Genomic DNA, 16,832 nt, shown 5'->3' with positions numbered 1-16,832 from the left:
CGCATTGTGACTTCCAGCAAATTAAAGACCGTGTTATTTTTCTGCCTAAGTGGTGCAATTATCAGTTGTACCCAAGGGCCAATAAAAACATCACCAACCAAGCCTGAAACCGTTAAAGCCAGTGAGAAAGGCGCTAAGCAACTGTCGGCTCGCCAGCTATATAAGTTAGCGGCTAATTATCAGGCGGAGCCACAGCAGTACCATTTACTTAAAGCCGCAAAACAAGCGATTGCTGAGCAAGACTATTTACTGGCTTTAGCCATTGTCGAAAATCTAAAAGCCAGCCCTTATGCCCTGATCCGCCAGCAAAGCGTGCTACCGCGATTACAGGCCTATTTGGCAACACATCAACAACAAAGTCTAACTCAACTTATTGATACTACAGATATCAACACGGTAGCCTCTGTCGACCGCACCGAGTTCTTATGGCTAAGTAGCCAGTATTTTAGTCAGCAACAACGCCATCTCTCGGCTGTTCGAAGCTTGTTACAATTAGAACGCCAAACTGATGCAATAAATACCTACCCAGATTATGCAGACTTACTCTGGCAAAATTTATCAGCACTCACTGATTCGCAGCTAGAAAGCTTACGCACAGGTGCGCAAGGAAATGCGGTAAGCTGGTTAAATTTAGCGTTATTAAGCCGACGTTTTATTGGCCAACCTGAAGCGTTACAGCAAGCCTTTTACAATTGGTTGCATCAAAACAATGACTTTCCGGCATTAAAAAATATGCCCGAAGCGGTTCAGAAGCTAGTTACACTTAAACCCTATCAACCAAAACGTATTGCCGTGCTTTTACCCTTAGAAGGCCAATTTCGCCAACACGCGCAGGCCGTTCAATATGGTATTTTAGCGGCAGCAACAACGAATACCGCCACAAGTATTGTGTTTATTGACAGTCAGCAGCCAATCGAGGTTATTCAGCAGCAGGTAACACAAGCTCAGGTAGATTTCGTTATCGGCCCTTTACTTAAAGATCAGGTAGATAACATTAGCCTCATCGAAAACTGGCGTTGGCCAACATTGTTTTTAAATAGTAAAGACAACAATATTGCCGCAAAACCAGAGCAATTTTACTTTGCTTTGAGTATGGAAGATGAAGCCGCACAGATGGCACGACTGTTTGCGCAAAAAAATTATAAACACCCAGCAATTATCAGCTCGGCCAATAATATTAGCTTACGCATGCAACAAAGCTTTGCAGCTAACTGGCAAAGTTTAGGCCACAGTGCGCCAAACTTATATCAGTTTAATAATAAAGATGAATTAGAACAGCTAATTAACCGCTTATTAGAAACCGACCGCAGTAAAGAGCGTATTAAACAAATCAGCAACCTGATACCGCAAAAGCTAGAGTCTGATCCACATAGCCGATTAGATATTGATGCTATTTACTTAATTGCCGATCCGGTGCAAACCCGTTTATTTAAGCCTTTTGTTGATGTTTCATTAAGCGAGACGGCGCCTAAGCTACCGATATTTGCCAGCTCTCGCAGCCACAGTACCAGTTTAGACAGCACTGATTTACGTGATCTAAACGGCTTAATTTTTACCGAAATTCCTTGGATGTTAGGGGAAAAAAGTAGTGCGCCGTTAAGGCAGCAATATCAACAGCTATTTGCCGAGCAAGATGAAGCGCTACAGCGCTTATTTGCTATGGGGTATGATGCCTATCAACTGATAGGTAGCCTGCGGCAACAGCAACAGCTTCCGTCTACGGTGTTCTCAGGTTTAACTGGGCAACTACGGCTAAATAACAACGGCAGCATAGTGCGCCAGCTTAGCTGGGCTAACTATCGCAACAACCGGTTACGCACCGTGCAGGAGCCCTAATTCAGCATGAATAAACTTGGCCAGCTGTATGAGCAATTAGCGCTCGATTATCTGCAAAATCAGGGATTACAGCTGGTGCAACGAAACTTTCAATGCAAACTGGGCGAAATTGATTTAGTTATGCGTGAAGGTAGCTGTTTAGTGTTTGTTGAAGTTAAGTATCGTGCTAGCAACGCGTTTGGCGGTGCAGCAGCTGCGGTTACGCGTAGTAAGCAGCAAAAGCTCTTGCGCACTAGCCGCTGGTATTTACAACAGCATCGCTTAACAGAACATGCTTGCCGGCTTGATGTTATGGCAATAGAAGGCCAAGCACCCTATCAATATCAATGGATAAAAAATGCCTTTACTCAGTAGTACAACCAGCAGGATCTTCTGATGCAAGAACATATTCGTCAGCTATTTAGCGAAAACATTCAAACTATGATTGCCACCGGCGAAAGCCTAGCGGCACCGCTGGAGAATGCCGCCTGTGTTATTGTGAACAACCTAGTCAGTGGCGGTAAGGTAATTTGCTGCGGTGATGGTGCAACTCAAGCATTAGCCCATCACGTTGCACAGCTATTACTCGACCAATTTGAAACAGAGCGTCCATGTTTACCTGCTGTGGCGTTGCAAGCACAAAATAGTAGCTTGCAACATAACCATCAGCTTGATTATTTAGCTCGGCAAATTAAAGCCTTAGGCACGAGTAATGATGTGTTATTGGTGATATCTCTTACTGGCAGCGAACCCTGCTTGATAAAAGCGGTCGAAGCTGCACTGACCAGTGACATGAAAATTATAGCGTTAACAGTAGAAGGCAGTGGCGAACTGTCAGGTTTACTTAACCAACAAGACGTTGAATTAAAAGTGCCATCACAACGCCGCGCGCGTATCTTCGAATGTTATACTTTTTTACTGCACAGCTTATGCGAACTTATTGATATAACGTTGTTTCCACAACAAGAGGATTTATGAACAAATTAAACATTATTTGCGCTTTTACTATACTCGCATTGCTACAAGGTTGCGCTGCTGCAATTGTTGCTGGCGGCGCTACTGCGGTTACATCCGCGAACGATCGTCGCACGCTGGGTGCACAAATTGATGACAAAAACGTGGTATTAAAAGCACAACGTGCGCTTGCAGACGACCCGACAACCGCAGAAGGGAGCAATATTAATATTGCCAGTTACAACGGCGTTATTCTTTTAACCGGACAAACCACTAATGAACAAATCCGCCAACAAGCCCAAGCATTAGTTACACAAATTGATGGCGTGCGCGATGTGCAAAACCAAATTCGTCTTGGCAATGTTACTGCCATGACCACACGCACTCGCGACGGTTGGATTTCAACTAAAGTGAAAAGTAAATTACTTGCCGACGAACAAGTAAGTGGCTTAAATATTAAAGTTATTACCGAAAACGCAGAAGTGTTTTTAATGGGTATAGTAACCCAAGTAGAAGCAGATAAAGCCGTGGATATTGCCCGCCATGTTGATGGCGTATCTCGGGTAGTAAAAGCCTTTGAGGTTCGCTAAGTATCCGTAACAATAACGGCAGCCTTTGCTGCCGTTATCTTATTAGTTACGCCGTAATTAACACTCGCGTAGCGCTTTTAATACTGCAGAATGAAATTCTCGTTGTTTTAATACCACCACCACTAATACCGTGGCAAAAATTAACAACAACGGATGAATAAACCAACTTAACCCCGCTAATGAAAAATAGATCGCTCTTAAACCGTAGTTAAACGAGTGGCTAGCCTGATCTAGCACCTTAGCGGTGCGATTAGCATAAAGTTGCTTATCATCATCGGTCATATCACGGCCATCTGGTGCCGCACCAACTAATACCCCACAAAAGCCATATTGACGCAGCGACCAAGTAAACTGAAAGAAGGCAAACACATAAATACCGGTCAATAACAGTAACTTTAGCTGCACACCACTAGCGGTAGAGGTCGACCAAGGCATTAACTGAGTTAGCATGGCATTAACTTGCTCTGCCGAACTCATTGCCGTTATTAAACCCGCCATAATTAGCAAGCAACTCGAGGCAAAAAATGCCACGTTACGCTCTAGCGTCGAAATTAAACCCACATCGGGCATATTGTTTTCACGCGACAGCATTTTTCGCATCCAGTCTGTGCGCTTGCGCCTTAGCTCAAACGACAAACAACTCACTAATTTAGCGCGTTTTTTGGCAAATAGCGTGTAGCCAATCCACAAACTGAAAAACCAAGCAAGGGCAATTAAATCAATACTGCTGATCACGTTATTACTCCATTGGCACCGGGTTAAGGTTATACAAACAACTAGGCTAATTTTTTGCTTTGTCGGTTACGTCGTATATTAAAACGTAAAGCATCTACCGAGTACACTAGTAAAGCCAACCAAATTAAGCCAAACGTAAATAGTCGTTCTACCGCTAGCGGCTCATGATAAATCCAGACGCCAAACACAAACATACAACTTGGCCCGATATATTGAAAAAAGCCCATGGTAGAAAGCTGCAAACGTTGGGCACCAGCAATAAAACATAACAATGGCACTGTGGTTACCAAACCTGCGGCAATAAGGTAGCTATTTAACTGCCAACTATTGTTTAATAAGTTTGCGGCGCTACTATCGGCATATTGCCACCAATAGCCTAACGCTATGGGCAGTAATAATAATGACTCGTAAAATAAGCCGGTAACGGCATCTACCGCTAATTTTTTACGAATTAAGCCATAGATAGCAAACGAGCTGGCAAGCGTTAGCGCAATCCAAGGGAATGAACCAAAGGTGATAACCTGAATAACCACACCAGTACAAGCCAAGGTTACTGCGACCCATTGTAATTTACGCAAACGCTCACTTAGAAATAACATGCCCAGCAACACATTAAGCAAGGGGTTGATGTAATAACCTAGGCTAGCATCCAGCATGTGATTATTATTAACCGCCCAAATAAACAGCCCCCAGTTACCACCGAGTAATATTGCCGCAATAAATAGCCAAGCTAACGTTTTGGGTTTGCGTAACACCGCCAATACCTTATCGCTTTGCTTTAATGCCAGTAAGATAAAAAACAGTAACAGAAAAGACCAAATAATGCGGTGCAGCAGAATTTCTGCAGCCGGTATGTAATCAATGTGTTTAAAATATAATGGGGCGACACCCCATAAGCTATAGGCGCTGGCAGCAAAGATACCACCAAGCTTTTGTTCACGACTTAACGACATTCAGGCAAGCTCCAGACAATAAGCCGCCATTATACGCGCAGCACAACAATATACGCATAACACTTACCGATAAAAATGGGTTAGCCGACTAAATAAGTGCCTGTACCTAATGCAATATGCTTGCCTTGCTCGTTGTGCAGTTCCATGCGACATACTGCAACCTTATTACCCGAACGAATAACTCGCGCCGAGGCAATAAAACGCTCACCACGTCCTGGCCTTAAGTAATCGGTGCGAATATCTATAGTGCTCATTTTACCTAACCGCGCAAATAACTGCTCTGGTGCAACATCAGTTAAGCGCCCTAGTGCACTAGATACCGCCATAATGCCGCCAGCGACATCTAATACCGAAGAAATAACGCCACCATGTAGAATTTGTTGTAACGGGTTACCAATCAGCTGCTCAGACCAATTAAAGCAAACTTCAACGCTGTCTTCGGCAAAACGGGTCACTTTTAAACCCAGTAAACGGTTGAAAGGCATCTGATCAAATACTTGGGCAATCAGAGGTAATAACGGATTATCTGGCATAAAACTCCTAACTGGTAAGACCTTAACAAATGACGTTTCAGTCTACCGAAGCAGAAATCATAGGCAAGACTTTACAGACAATTTGTTGTTTCGCCGCCGTGCCATTATCATAAGCGCCGCAATGCACTTTATTAACTATGGGCGTTAAGTGATACAAAATTTGTTGTCGTTGTTAAAACAAGCATTTGGCTATAGCGAATTTCGTGACGGCCAGCTAGACGTGATCCAAACGGCATTGCAAGGCCAAGACAGCTTTGTATTAATGCCTACTGGCGGCGGTAAATCGTTATGCTATCAATTGCCGGCATTAATGCTACCTCAGGTAACTATTGTGGTGTCGCCGCTAATGTCACTGATGAAAGATCAGGTAGATGCACTTAAAGCTAATGGTATAGCCGCAGAATTCGTCAACAGCAGCTTAAACCGCGATGAAGTATTGCAGGTGTTTTCTCGGTTGCGCCGTGGTGAACTTAAGCTACTTTACGTTGCGCCTGAACGCTTATTACAACCGCACTTTTTAGAGCGCATAGTCGACGTTGGCGTTAGCTTATTTGCCATTGATGAAGCACACTGTATTTCACAGTGGGGCCACGATTTTCGTCCAGACTACATGGCATTGGCCCTGCTAAAGCAACGTTTCCCGTCGGTGCCGGTAATGGCGCTTACCGCCACTGCCGATGCTGCAACTCGCCATGATATTATACAGCAGCTCAACTTACAGCAGCCTTTGGTGCATGTGGGCAGCTTTGACCGGCCTAACATTCGCTACACCGTACAAGAAAAATTTCGCCCTCTTGAGCAGGTAATAAATTATTTACAGCAGCAAGACGGCGCCAGTGGCATTATTTATTGTGGCTCGCGGCGCAAAGTAGATGAGCTAACAGAACAGCTTAAACAACGTGGCTTTAATGCCGCGGCGTATCATGCCGGCATGAGCAATGACGAGCGTAATACCGTGCAAGATGCGTTTAAGCGTGACGACTATCAGTTAATTGTCGCCACAGTTGCCTTTGGCATGGGCGTAAATAAATCGAACATTCGTTTTGTTTTACACTACGAACTGCCTCGAACCATTGAGGCCTATTATCAAGAAACAGGCCGAGCTGGCCGCGATAGCCTAGCCGCCGAAGCCATGTTGCTATTTGATCCTGCTGATATCGGTAAAATGAAACGCTGGTTAGACGCAGAAGAAAACACCCAGCGTGCTGAAGTAACCTGGCAGCGATTTTTAGCCATGGCGGCTTTTGCCGAAGCGCAAACCTGCCGACGTCTCGTGCTGTTAAATTACTTTGGCGAAGCCAGACAAACCCCCTGTGGCAACTGTGATACCTGCTTGCAACCGCCACAACAGTTTGACGGTACAGAGTTGGCACAAAAAGCACTATCTTGCGTATATCGGGTAGGTCAAAGCTTTGGCATGCATCATGTTATCGATGTACTGCGTGGCGGCCAAAATCAAAAAATTACCGAACTAAAGCACGACCAATTATCAACTTGGGGTATTGGCAAAGAATTAAGCCATGACTATTGGCTAAGTATATTGCGTCAACTTATTCACTTTGGCCTGCTACAGCAGGATATTACCGCGCACTCAGTACTAAAACTACAACCAGCTGCACGCCCTGTGTTACGTGGCGAAACACCGCTTTCGCTAGCCGTTCCTAGGTTACAAAGCGTAAAACGCGAGCCTGATCGCCTCAGTAAGCAACAATACGATCGTGCCTTGTTTGCTCGGTTAAAAAACCTGCGTAAAAACATTGCTAAGCGCGACGATGTGCCACCTTTTGTGGTATTTAGTGATGCCAGCTTAATTGACATGTGCCAACAACTGCCAACCGACAACCGCAGTATGTTAGCAATATCAGGTGTAGGCCAAACTAAGTTAGCCCGCTATGGTGCCGACTTTATTGATGAGATTAGCGACTATTTAGCAGCAGATAATCAACCGCCAGCAGGCAAGCTGGCAAAGTAAGCGGCTAGGTTGGCGACATCAGCTTCTGTTAGCCCAGTTGCCATAGGTGACATAATGGCATTTTTACGCTCACCATCGCGATAAGCTTTAATCGCGCTTTCTAAGTACTTTACTTTTTGTCCGGCTAAATTGGGGTAATCAGGAATAATAGAAATGCCATTACTGCCGTGGCAAGCCGCGCATACACCTGCTTTTGCCTTACCAGCCTGCGCATCCGCACCGGCCGCTGCCGAAGTAACAAGCAGTATACTAATAGCTAATATAGGTCGTATCATAATTTCCCCTCTGGTAGTTTTTGCTTAGTGTAGTTATAACCTAAGTTACGAAATGCTCAAACTCTAGATGTATTTATTCGCCTCTAACTTAGCTTAGTTATTATTCACCGTTTTATACTGACACTCTATATTGCTGTATGTTACTGTTTGAAAAGTAAATAATGAGTTACCATACTGGTATATGTAGGAGCTTATAGCGTGCCAACCGTTCTGCCCTGGGTTTTATTACTCTTGTGTCTATTTAGCCCTAGAGCTTTAGCGTTTCATGCCGGAACAAACCAGCTACAAAGTGCGCCTACCGAGCGGCTAATTTTAAGCCAAGTGTATTTTCAAGCTACGCCAAGCAACTTCAATTTAGACGATTTACTCTCAGATCCAGAACATCACCATAACTTTAAATTAGTAAACGAAGCACCCCGTTTGCTATTTAGTGAGCGAGAGGCTATTTGGTTTTTTGCCCGTATAAAAAATACCAGTAACAGAGTTATCGAATCGATATTGGAATATAACTTTCCATTAGCTGACAAAATTGAAATTTATCAAGTAAATCGACAAAACCAAGATATTCGCTTATTAAGCCGCTCTGGTACCGATTACCCCTATCGCGAACGTGCCATGCCATTTCGCAGTTTTGCTGTAAGCCTAAAACTGCCGGTAGCTGAAGAAATTGATATTTTTATTAAAATACAAGATGCGGCAATTATTCCCAACGTATTACAGTTATGGCCGCTCGAACAATTTACTGCAGCCAAACAACGCCAAGCAATGTTAGATGGTTTATTACAAGGCTTTTTATTATTACTGGCGTTATATAACCTCATTTTATTGGCGCAGCATAAAGCCAAACACTATGTCTATTTTGCTGGCTTTTTTATTAGTTTTGCCCTCACCATTGGCATTCTCAACGGCATGGCATTTGCCCTATTATGGCCTAGCTACCCAGAAATAAATCAGGCGATTTTATATATAGTAGTAGGTGCTAACCTATTTTGTTTTAATATGTTTATTCGTTACGCCATGCGCGGCTTAACAAGTTTTTGGTGGCAACTAACTAATTATCTTAGCTGTTTTTTAGCATTATCATTGTTGTTTAGCCCGCTCTTTGCTGGCGGTCAAACTCGGTTATATTTGTTATTTGCAGCGCTTGGTTGGGCGTTGTTCAGCAGTATCTTGCTGGCTCTGCGTTTAAGCATCAAAGGCCCAGCGCAAACACGCAGCTTTGTTTGGGCCTGTGTTTTTACCTTAATTAGTGCGTTGCTGTTAACACTAGGTCAAGCCGGTTACTTACATGCCAATTTTAATTGGTCGTATATTCCGATTTCATTAGTGTTGCTCAGCCTGGCACTCACTAGCTTTAATCTGCATCAATTACAAATTAGCCCGCTAATATCTAACATAACAGCAGCCGAGCATGCTCAATATCAAGCTGCTTTTCATCAAGCTGCTGAAGCCATGTTCAGCACCACCACAGCGGGTAAAGTGCTTAATGCCAACAGTGTATTACTAGATATGTTTGGCTACCCAAACATAGAGCAATTAAAACGCGCTACTGCCGGCACGAGTATAGCGACCACCTTAGAGCAGCAAATACTAGCGTTACATGCGCAGCCGCTGGGCACAATTAGCCGTTTTGACGCTCGCTGTTTACACGCTGATAATCACCAATTTTGGGCACGAATATCGTTGCGGGCTGGCGTAGTAGATGCCAGCACTAACGCGATTGTTCACGGCTCAATTATTGATATTACTGAACAAAAATCAGCGGATGAACAGCTAGTATATTTAGCTAACCATGACCATTTAACCACGCTGTATAACCGCTACTACTTTGAGCAACAACTAAATACATTGTGTAGCCAAGAGGGAGTAGGCAAAGGCTGCGTATTGTATATCGATGTAGATCAGTACCGCACCATTAGTAATAATTGCAACCGCGTTGCAGCTGATATGTTTTTGCAGCAGTTAAGTGACACCTTAAAACAAGTTACGCATCATAACGGCCCATTAGCACGGCTAGACAGCGACGAATTTGCAATTTTGCTAACAGGTAAAAGTGCCAATGAAGCCTTTGCTTTAGCCTATAAGTTGCTGGATGTTGTGCGAGAGTTTAGCTTTACATGGCAGGATACTATTCATCATGTCAGTGCCTGTATCGGCATTACGGAGATTCAACCAGAAGATAACAGTGCAAAGATAATTTTAGAAAAGGCCTATATAGTCTGTAGCATCGCCAAAGAAAAAGGCGCAAATCGCATACAACTATTCGATAGCAATGATGCAGATGTGCAGCGCCATCAGGCTAAAAAATAGTGCCGTGTTCAATTGGCTATGACTAAGCAACTAATACGAATTATTTTGCATTTATTTTCATTTCCCTATTGCTGATAGTTTTATTCACTAGGTAAAATGTTCGCTCGACATCTCGTCGATCCTTAATAGGCAAACCTAAATTTACAGTTATTTCGTTAGAGGTCTTTATGCAACGATTGCGTGAGTTATCGCGTCGTGTTGAGGCTGTGTATGGCGAAATAGCGACAACATTTTCAGTCTACCAACAACAGCGCGGTTTAAGTTGCCGCACTGGCTGCGGTGAATGCTGCTTGCAACCGACGATAGAAGCGACGGTGCTTGAAATGTTGCCGCTGGCATTATACTTGTTTGATCAAGGTAAAGCGGAACAGACACTGACACAACTCGAAACCTTAACCGACCCTCAAGGCTGCTTTTTTTATCAAAAATTGTCATTTGACGGCAAACAAGGGCAATGTAGCGTATATCAACAACGTCCAAGCATCTGCCGTTTATTTGGTGCGGCCGGTTATCGTGACAAAAACGGCAAAACCGCACTATCTACTTGTAAAATTATTAAACTAGACCAAGCCCATGCTTATCAAGAATCGTTGATTGCACTAGAGTCCGATCCGCCGCCGTTGATGATTATGGCTAAAGAGCAAGTCAATGAACTTGACTATGAACTTGGCAAACAGCACTTACCGATTAACCAAGCGCTGCAGCAGGCCATAGAAAAAGTACTGTTTAAAGCCTGGTTTAGTGGCGGCAGTGATGAGCAGCAAAGCGCATAATCTCTAGCGCAGCTAGTAGTAATTAACCTATGGAAGCACTATGCTAAAACAATAGATACGGTTTAGCTGTTAACTCGGCACTCTGGCAGGGCAATATAAAGTGACATTGGTAAATTATGACCGATTTAACGCTGTACTATTGATGTCAAAACAGCATCAGGCACAGTTGGTGCAAATGATTAATAGTATGCTCGCCGATACTGAGACGAATATAGCGCTAATACAGCAGTATGTGTTGCACAACAATACGAATGAGCTACAACACCTGCTACACAAACTACGCGGCGGTTATGCCACCTTAGGCGCAGAACAACTCGCTAACTTAAGTAAAACGTTAGAACTCACCATCGAAACTGGCAATAACGGTCAGCAACTAGCTATCAGTCCATTTATTCACGTATACCGACAAACTGGTGTGGCAATTCGCGCAGCATTAAGCCAGTTTCAAGCTAATGCCATAACGACTGACATATCTTTAGCACTCGCTGATATACAAACCACTTCCACTATCTCACAATTATTCACATTATTACAGCAACAAGATATGCACGCTGTTGCATTATGGCATGCCAACCAAGCCGCATTAGCGCATCTCTTAACGCCGTTAGCTGCCGTTAAGTTTAATCGCTTTATTTCAGAGCTAAATTTTGCAGAGGCGGCCACTCTGTTACAGCCCTTTGTCGCAACTGGGCCTAAGGCGAAAACCGATGACTGAGCGTAACTTCAGCTCCCGCGTTAGCAAGCTGTTGCTTTCGCTTTGGTTACCACTGTGTATTTTGCTACTCGGTTATAGTACCGCTAACCATTTCGTTTCACTAAAGCAAGCTGAGCAGCAGCAGCGCATAAAACAGGAAGTAATGCAGCGGTTAAACCTAATAGCCGACGGCGTGCGTGATAATATCGCGCTGTATGAGTATGGTTTACGCGGCGCGCGTGCAGCGGTCATGACAGTAACACCAGAACAGTTGAGTTATCAGCTGATTTTAAGCTACTCACAAAACCGTGATTATAGCCATGAGTTTCCCGGTGCTCGTGGTTTTGGTATTATTCGTTATCTAAACCCTAATGAAAAAGCCATATTCTTAGCGAAAATGGCTAAAGAGCGCCCAGGTTTTAACTTTACTATTGAACAATTTCAACCACATAACGACAGCCTATTTGTTATTCAATATATTGAGCCAGAACAGCGTAATTTAGAAGCGATAGGTTTTGACATTGGTTCAGAACCTATGCGTCGCAAGGCAGCGCTCGATGCCGCACTTACCAATGAATCGCGTTTAACCGCGCCGGTTACCTTAGTGCAAGCCAACGAAAAAACCCAACAAGGTTTTCTTATTTTATTGCCAATTTATTACACATCAAGCATACCTACCGCGCCAGAAGCACGCTTAGCACAGTTATATGGCTTGAGCTATGCGCCCATTTTAATTGATGAGGTGCTAAGCACAGTAAGTGGTTTACAAAGCGACGTAACCTTAGCTATTGCCGATGTTACCGACACTACGCCCTTAACGTTTTTTCAGCGCGGCCAAGCGGCAGAGCACCTCATTGCACATCAACAACAACTCAACATGAACTTATTAGGCCGGCACTGGCAATTAACACTGACTCCGAGCCAAGTTTTTATAAATAAACTACAGCTCCCCTCTAAAGGCGTATTATTTCGCGAAATTTTAGGGGCTAGCTTAGTTATTGCTTTAATCGTATTTTTAGTTCAATTACTGATTATGCGTCGTACACAAAAAATGCGACATAAAGCCGAGCTTTCGCATATTACTGAAAACACGCTTAAGCAAGCTAATATCGAATTAGAACAGTTGGTTGATGCTCGTACTAACGAAATATCACGAGTAAATGCGCTGCAGCGTAGTATATTAAGCGGCGCGGGCTATGCCATTATAGCCACCGATACCAGTGGCTTTATTACCGCATTTAACCCAGCAGCAGAACGCTTACTGGGTTATCAAGCCAGCGAAGTGCTGCAAAAATGCACGCCGGCTATTTTTCATTTACCTGATGAGTTGCAACGTCATGCGGTTAAACTTAGGGCTGAGCTGGGTAAAGATATTCATGAAGACTTTGAAAGCCTTATTGCCAAAGCTCGGGAAGGCTGGGTAGAGTCAAAGCGCTGGACCTACGTTACTAAGCAAGGTGCTAGCGTGCAGGTAAAGCTAAATGTTAGTGCCCTAACCGACGAGTATAATCAACGTGTCGGTTATCTTGGTATTGCCTTTGACCTTACCGAGCAGTTACAACGTGAGTCAGAATTAGCCCAAGCCAAAGAACAAGCTGAAATTGCCAACCAAGCGAAATCTGACTTTCTAGCGAATATGAGCCATGAAATTCGTACACCGATGAATGCTATCTTAGGCTTGTTACAACTTACCGCGAATACGCAACTCGATAATCGTCAAGCAGATTACATTGAAAAAACGCAGCGAGCGGCCACGTCATTACTTGCCTTACTAAACGATATTCTCGATTTTTCTAAAGTTGAAGCCGGCAAACTTGAACTCGACCCGCATCCGTTTAGCCTGCCAAACTTGCTGCAAGATATTAGTATTTTATTATCCTCAGGCGCGCAAGAAAAAGAACTAGAGCTGCTCTACCATATTGCTGCAGACGTACCCCAGCAATTACTCGGTGATAGTTTACGCATTAAACAAATCCTACTTAATTTAGCCGGAAATGCCATTAAGTTTACCGAACATGGCGAAGTTATTATTTCAATTCGCGCTCAACGACTGCCACAAAACCAGCTTAAGTTACTCTTTAGTGTACGAGATACCGGCATTGGCATGAGTCCAGAGCAGCAAAAATCCATCTTTAGTGGCTTTCATCAAGCAGAGTCCTCTATTAGTCGACGCTACGGCGGAACAGGTTTGGGCCTAAGTATTAGTAAGCGCTTAATTAACCTAATGGATGGCACTATAGCTGTGCAAAGCGAGCTTGGCTTAGGCAGTGAATTTACTTTTGATCTCACCTTGCATCAGGCGGCTGAAGATAACCCAAGCCAAACCCATTTACTTAAGCATTTACCAGCCGATTTAAAAGTGCTGATTGTTGATGATAACGATAACGCGCGGCTAATTTTACAAGAAATGGCTGGCGCTTTTGGTTGGCAAGTCGATATCGCACAGAGCGCTGAGCAAGCGATAACGTTAGTTGAGCAAGCCAGTAAGCAGCAGCTGGGCTATGCGCTGATTTTTGTCGACTGGCAAATGCCAACGATGGATGGCTTGGCGTTTGCAGAGTATGTAAAACTTAACAACGCTAATAAGCCCGCACCAAAGGTCGTAATGATTAGTGCCTATGGTAAAGAAATTTTAACCAAGCACACCGAGCGTACCGATCAGTTACTCGATGGCTTTTTAATTAAACCTATAACCCATGACATGATGCTTACTGCAGTCTATTCAGCAATACATGAAAACCCGATTACTGCACCAACAGCGCCCAAGCTTAATCACGATATTCCGCTTAGCAATATTACCCTATTACTAGTCGAGGACAACGCCACTAATCAACTGGTTGCCAGTGAACTACTGGCAACCCAAGGTGCAATAGTTGATATTGCCAGCAGTGGCGAACAAGCGCTTGCCATGTTAGCGCAGCAACCGACACGTTATGATGTTGTGCTAATGGACATTCAAATGCCAGAAATGGATGGCTATCAAACAACGCAGTATATTCGTCAGCAACCGCAGCTTGCTAATTTGCCCATTATTGCTATGACCGCCAATGCCCTGCCCAGTGACAAAGCTGCCTGTCTTGCTGCGGGTATGCAAGACCATATCGCCAAACCGTTTTCGCTAGATGAAGTCGTAACTAAAACCCTCAAACACTGCCAGCGTGCGGCAAGCACTACCCTGCCTAGCCGAGCTAGCGTTTTTAACCCGCAGGTTTTAAGCTTTTGCCAACAACAACATATCAGTTTACAACAAGCCTATGCGCGTTTGGGCTATTCAGCTGAGCTATATACTAAAGTACTACGCCAATTTAGTGCCGATTTACAGCACTGCACTGAACAATTACGCCAAGAAAACATCAGCGTAAAAACCGCAATGCTACTGTTTCATAGCCTTAACGGAGCAGCTAGCACAGTTGGTTTTACGGTTATAAGCCAACTCGCCGCGGCGCAAGAGCAGCGCCTGAAAGAAAACAACAACATCAGTACGCTTAATCTAGATACAACCTTAGCGAGCATTAGCGCTTATCAAGCCATTGCAATAACCCTACTTAAACTACTTGATGACGAAACCGCTTCCGAGAAAAACAACACGGCGAGCTTAGAAATGCTGTCTGATCAGGATATACAAGCACAGTTACAGCAGTTAATGCTTTATCTTAACTCGGCAAATATGGCAGCACTGCCGTTATTTAGGCAGTTATCTCATACCCTGCAGGCTAGCTACCCCACATTAGTGCACAATTTAAACCAAGAGATTTCAGCCTTGGCATTTGATGCCGCAGCTGCGATACTTAAACCACTGTTAAATGAAAAGTAATGTGCATTTATGTCTAATTTAGCACCATTCGACTTAACCGCTTTTTCTAATAAAGCGGTAATTTTAGTGGTTGATGATCAGCCAATTAATATTCAAATTATCTACCAAATATTGGGTGACGATTACAAAGTTTTAATGGCAACCTCAGGCGAGCAAGCTATTAAAGTTTGCTTAGACAGCATGCCAGATTTAATCTTGATGGATGTCGTTATGCCCATACAAGATGGCTTAGAAACCTGCCGCTTAATGAAAGCTCAAGATACCATTGCCAACATTCCGGTAATTTTTGTTACTGCTGGGCAACAACAACAGGACGAAGATGCCTGTTGGCAAGCCGGTGCGGTCGATTTTTTACAAAAGCCGGTTAATGCTAATACCTTACGAAACCGAGTTAAAGCCCACTTAACATTAAAAAAGCAAGCCGATTTACTGCGTTCACTGGCGTTTATGGATGGTTTAACCGGCGTGTATAATCGTCGTTATTTTGACCAGTTTTTAAATAAACAGCTGGCGGTCTGCAAACGGCAAAGCGCGCCTTTAGCACTACTATTAATTGATATTGATCATTTTAAACTTTACAACGACCACTTAGGCCACCTAGCTGGCGACGATGCGCTGCGCCGAGTCGCTCAGGCCATGAGCAGCTGTTGTTTACGCCCTAATGATTTAGTGGCTCGGTATGGTGGCGAAGAGTTTGTTGTGGTGCTACCCGACACCGACAGCCAAGGTGCTGTCGTTCTTGCGCAAAAAATACTCGCAGCCATTAACAAATTAAAGATCCCACACCCAGCAACACCGCTAGGCCTTGTTAGTATCAGCATAGGTATTGCCATGGCAACACCGCATAACGGTTATAGTGTTGAAATAACCGCTCGCGCCGATCAACAAATGTATGTCACCAAGAAAAATGGCCGTAATGGCTTTAGCATAGAACACGACATTAGCTAAATCGCGCGTTTAACAGAAAAAAGCCACGTTTTATCGCAATTATTACCTGCTATGCCTTGCATAAATAAGCAAGCGCCAGCATAGTTAATTGACGTTAGTTTACTAAATAAAGGTTATCGTTGTTGCGCTGGCTAAGTAGTTTTGCCTTATTACTGTATTTAAGCTTACTGTGTACACCACAGGCTTTTGCCGTACATGACGCGCGCTTATCGCCATTAGCCGATACCCAATTTCACGCCCTTACAGCTCAAACTCAGCAGTGCTTTGTTGAATGTGACGTCAACAATACTGACGACCCACAACCGGCATTGCCAGAGCCTACTGAGCTAACGTTAGCCTCTGTTCAGTATTTTATTATTGAAACCTTAACGGCTAGTAACGCGAATGCGTATCTAACAACACCTCAGGCTCGTGCTCCACCTGGTTTATCCTCCACCGCTGTTTAATCCTAAATAGATAATTTATT

15 protein-coding genes are annotated in these 16,832 nt (G+C 43.8%); 11 read left to right on the top strand and 4 right to left on the bottom strand.

The window, feature by feature from the left end; translation table 11 throughout:
* The first annotated feature begins 30 nt into the window (after positions 1-30).
* From E0Z06_RS02485 to dolP, 4 genes are read left to right on the top strand one after another with little or no spacing between them, the layout of a single operon-like run.
* Positions 31-1,836: a penicillin-binding protein activator gene (locus E0Z06_RS02485; RefSeq protein ID WP_243695544.1), complete on the top strand. Its 1,806-nt coding sequence runs from the start codon at positions 31-33 to the stop codon at positions 1,834-1,836.
* 6 nt (positions 1,837-1,842) lie between these two features.
* The gene (locus tag E0Z06_RS02480; RefSeq protein ID WP_132581574.1) at positions 1,843-2,190 is read left to right on the top strand and encodes a YraN family protein; all 348 of its coding nucleotides are present in this window, start codon (positions 1,843-1,845) and stop codon (positions 2,188-2,190) included.
* 21 nt (positions 2,191-2,211) lie between these two features.
* Positions 2,212-2,793 (top strand): SIS domain-containing protein, encoded by a 582-nt coding sequence (locus E0Z06_RS02475; protein WP_132581572.1) that lies wholly within the window; start codon positions 2,212-2,214, stop codon positions 2,791-2,793.
* Positions 2,790-3,359 carry a division/outer membrane stress-associated lipid-binding lipoprotein gene (gene dolP / locus E0Z06_RS02470; protein WP_132581570.1) on the top strand — a complete coding sequence of 190 codons (570 nt, stop codon included), beginning with the start codon at positions 2,790-2,792 and terminating at the stop codon, positions 3,357-3,359. The genes E0Z06_RS02475 and dolP overlap by 4 nt, the downstream gene beginning before the upstream one ends.
* Positions 3,360-3,416: 57 nt before the next feature.
* Here dolP and E0Z06_RS02465 read toward each other — a convergent pair whose 3' ends face one another.
* The 3 genes from E0Z06_RS02465 to E0Z06_RS02455 form a co-directional block, all read right to left on the bottom strand.
* The gene (locus tag E0Z06_RS02465; protein ID WP_132581568.1) at positions 3,417-4,094 is read right to left on the bottom strand and encodes a DUF599 domain-containing protein; all 678 of its coding nucleotides are present in this window, start codon (positions 4,092-4,094) and stop codon (positions 3,417-3,419) included.
* A gap of 41 nt (positions 4,095-4,135) precedes the next feature.
* Positions 4,136-5,047, bottom strand: a complete 912-nt coding sequence (rarD, locus tag E0Z06_RS02460; RefSeq protein WP_132581566.1) for an EamA family transporter RarD — start codon at positions 5,045-5,047, stop codon at positions 4,136-4,138.
* A gap of 80 nt (positions 5,048-5,127) precedes the next feature.
* On the bottom strand, positions 5,128-5,580 hold the full coding sequence (locus E0Z06_RS02455; RefSeq protein ID WP_132581564.1) for a thioesterase family protein: 453 nt from the start codon (positions 5,578-5,580) through the stop codon (positions 5,128-5,130).
* Between the two features lie 148 nt (positions 5,581-5,728).
* Between E0Z06_RS02455 and recQ the strand changes: the two genes are divergently transcribed.
* A complete protein-coding gene (gene recQ, locus E0Z06_RS02450; protein WP_132581562.1) occupies positions 5,729-7,552 on the top strand; it encodes a DNA helicase RecQ in 1,824 nt (607 codons plus the stop codon).
* On the opposite strand, the gene E0Z06_RS02445 is transcribed toward recQ, so the two are convergent.
* Complete coding sequence (locus E0Z06_RS02445) at positions 7,522-7,827, bottom strand: cytochrome c (RefSeq protein WP_132581560.1); 306 nt, start codon at positions 7,825-7,827, stop codon at positions 7,522-7,524. The two genes, recQ and E0Z06_RS02445, sit on opposite strands and share 31 nt — an antisense overlap.
* Before the next feature lie 198 nt (positions 7,828-8,025).
* On the opposite strand from E0Z06_RS02445, the gene E0Z06_RS02440 reads away from it, so the two are divergent.
* From E0Z06_RS02440 to E0Z06_RS02415, 6 genes are all read left to right on the top strand, one after another.
* A complete protein-coding gene (locus E0Z06_RS02440; protein WP_132581558.1) occupies positions 8,026-10,137 on the top strand; it encodes a diguanylate cyclase in 2,112 nt (703 codons plus the stop codon).
* A 167-nt stretch (positions 10,138-10,304) separates the two neighbouring features.
* A complete protein-coding gene (locus tag E0Z06_RS02435) occupies positions 10,305-10,910 on the top strand; it encodes a YkgJ family cysteine cluster protein (protein ID WP_132581556.1) in 606 nt (201 codons plus the stop codon).
* A gap of 142 nt (positions 10,911-11,052) precedes the next feature.
* Complete coding sequence (locus tag E0Z06_RS02430; protein WP_132581554.1) at positions 11,053-11,625, top strand: Hpt domain-containing protein; 573 nt, start codon at positions 11,053-11,055, stop codon at positions 11,623-11,625.
* Positions 11,618-15,418 (top strand): response regulator, encoded by a 3,801-nt coding sequence (locus E0Z06_RS02425; RefSeq protein ID WP_132581552.1) that lies wholly within the window; start codon positions 11,618-11,620, stop codon positions 15,416-15,418. The genes E0Z06_RS02430 and E0Z06_RS02425 overlap by 8 nt, the downstream gene beginning before the upstream one ends.
* A gap of 9 nt (positions 15,419-15,427) precedes the next feature.
* The gene (locus E0Z06_RS02420) at positions 15,428-16,366 is read left to right on the top strand and encodes a diguanylate cyclase (protein WP_132581550.1); all 939 of its coding nucleotides are present in this window, start codon (positions 15,428-15,430) and stop codon (positions 16,364-16,366) included.
* A 119-nt stretch (positions 16,367-16,485) separates the two neighbouring features.
* Positions 16,486-16,812, top strand: a complete 327-nt coding sequence (locus E0Z06_RS02415; RefSeq protein ID WP_132581548.1) for a hypothetical protein — start codon at positions 16,486-16,488, stop codon at positions 16,810-16,812.
* The last annotated feature ends 20 nt before the right edge of the window (positions 16,813-16,832 follow it).

The organism is Rheinheimera sp. D18 (assembly GCF_004345025.1).
Lineage (GTDB): Bacteria > Pseudomonadota > Gammaproteobacteria > Enterobacterales > Alteromonadaceae > Alishewanella > Alishewanella metallidurans.
The sequence above is the reverse complement of the archived record's forward strand: the minus strand, read 5'-3'. Positions and strand labels throughout refer to the sequence as shown.